Source organism: Pedobacter sp. 01N416 (genome assembly GCF_056399685.1).
Genome location: NZ_JBFTRT010000817.1, coordinates 1 through 1,625, shown reverse-complemented (window position 1 = coordinate 1,625; position 1,625 = coordinate 1). Strand labels below are relative to the sequence as shown.

Sequence of the window (1,625 nt, the reverse complement as noted above, 5' to 3'; positions counted from 1 at the left end):
GTTTCCTGGTTTAGTAAAGCGGCATCACCTAAAAGCTCATAGTAAGCCAGGTTCATTGCTTTATCCAATAAACTCATTTCAGAAAAAACAAGTACAGATTCTACTTTGTTCTTTACTTTTGTTAATTCAGCATCAGAAACCAGTTCGGCTTTTAATTTATCCAGTTCAGCCCAGATTGCTTTTTCTGCAGTTTCGGTTGTTACTCCTCCCACCAGTTTACCTTCAACTATAAACAAACCCGGATCTAAACTACTCGAAATGTAGGCATTGATATCGCTAAAAAGTTTCTGCTCTTTCAACAAACTATTGTACAAGCGCGAAGACTGCCCACGTGATAAAATATCAGATAATAAATCAAAGGCATAGTAATCCTGATTTAAGCGCCCTGGCATTTTAAAAGCCATATAAAGCGCATTTAAAGGCACATTTGCCTTCACGGTTTCTTGTCTCGCTTCTGTTTGCGGCTCTTCCTGAACTAAATCACGGTTGTACTTCTCTCCCGCAGGGATCGGTTCGAACCATTTTTCAGCCAGTTTTTTTACATCTTCAGTTTTCACATTTCCACCAACAACCAAAATTGCATTTTGAGGTGTATAGTGTTTTTTGAAAAACGCCTTTACATCGTCCATAGTGGCGTTTTCGATATGCGAGAGCTCTTTTCCGATAGTTGCCCAGCGGTAAGAGTGCTTTTTATAAGCCAGCGGACGCAACTTTAACCAAACATCGCCATATGGCTGGTTAAGATAACGTTGCTTAAACTCCTCACTCACCACATTTCTTTGCGTATCTAAACTCTTTTCAGAAAAAGCCAGGCTCAGCATACGGTCGCTTTCCAGCCAAAATGCCGTTTCTATGTTTTCTGCAGGCAGCGTGATGTAGTAATTGGTAATATCATTGCTCGTAAAAGCGTTGTTCTCACCACCTACACGCTGCAAAGGCTCATCATAATTTGGAATATTTACCGATCCACCGAACATTAAATGCTCAAATAAATGCGCAAAACCGGTTTTTTCAGGATCCTCGTCACGGGCACCAACATCATATAAAATATTTAAAACTGCCATTGGCGTTGTCGCATCTTCATGCACCAAAACTTTTAAACCATTGGCAAGTGTAAAACGATTAAAATCTACCATATTAATTTTTAGAACCGTAAAGATATAATAAATGATTTCACTGATGAGGAAGATTTAATAGATTTTGGTGGATTAACTGTGTTTGTTATTTTTTTGACAAACCTTAAACCTTAGCCCCTCAACCTTCCCTCCCTTTTCCTTATCTTTGTGGTATGAATACAGCCGATTTACTGCAACGGGCATTACATTTCGATTTTTTGAGCCTTGAAGAAGGAGTACATTTATATCATCATGCCGATACCGCATCGTTGATGTTTGTAGCGAATGAATTAAGAAAAATTCAGGTACCCAGTGGCAAAGTAACCTGGCAGATCGACCGTAATGTAAATACGACCAACGTTTGTATTGCCAACTGTAAATTCTGTAATTTCTTCCGCAGGCCTGGCCATGATGAAAGTTATATTACTGATATCGAAACCTATAAGGTAAAAATTGAAGAAACTTTCCGTTTAGGTGGAGATCAGTTATTATTACAGGGCGGTCACCACC

The 1,625-nt window shown here is 39.1% G+C and carries 1 protein-coding gene and 1 pseudogene; one reads left to right on the top strand and one right to left on the bottom strand.

The window, feature by feature from the left end; genetic code table 11:
- A partial coding sequence (locus AC1DND_RS27470; RefSeq protein ID WP_477585977.1) for a M16 family metallopeptidase occupies nucleotides 1-1,136 on the bottom strand: 1,136 nt, incomplete at its 3' end.
- Between the two features lie 152 nt (nucleotides 1,137-1,288).
- Here AC1DND_RS27470 and AC1DND_RS27465 point away from each other — a divergent pair.
- Nucleotides 1,289-1,625 (top strand): annotated as a pseudogene (locus tag AC1DND_RS27465) (dehypoxanthine futalosine cyclase); the annotation flags it as partial.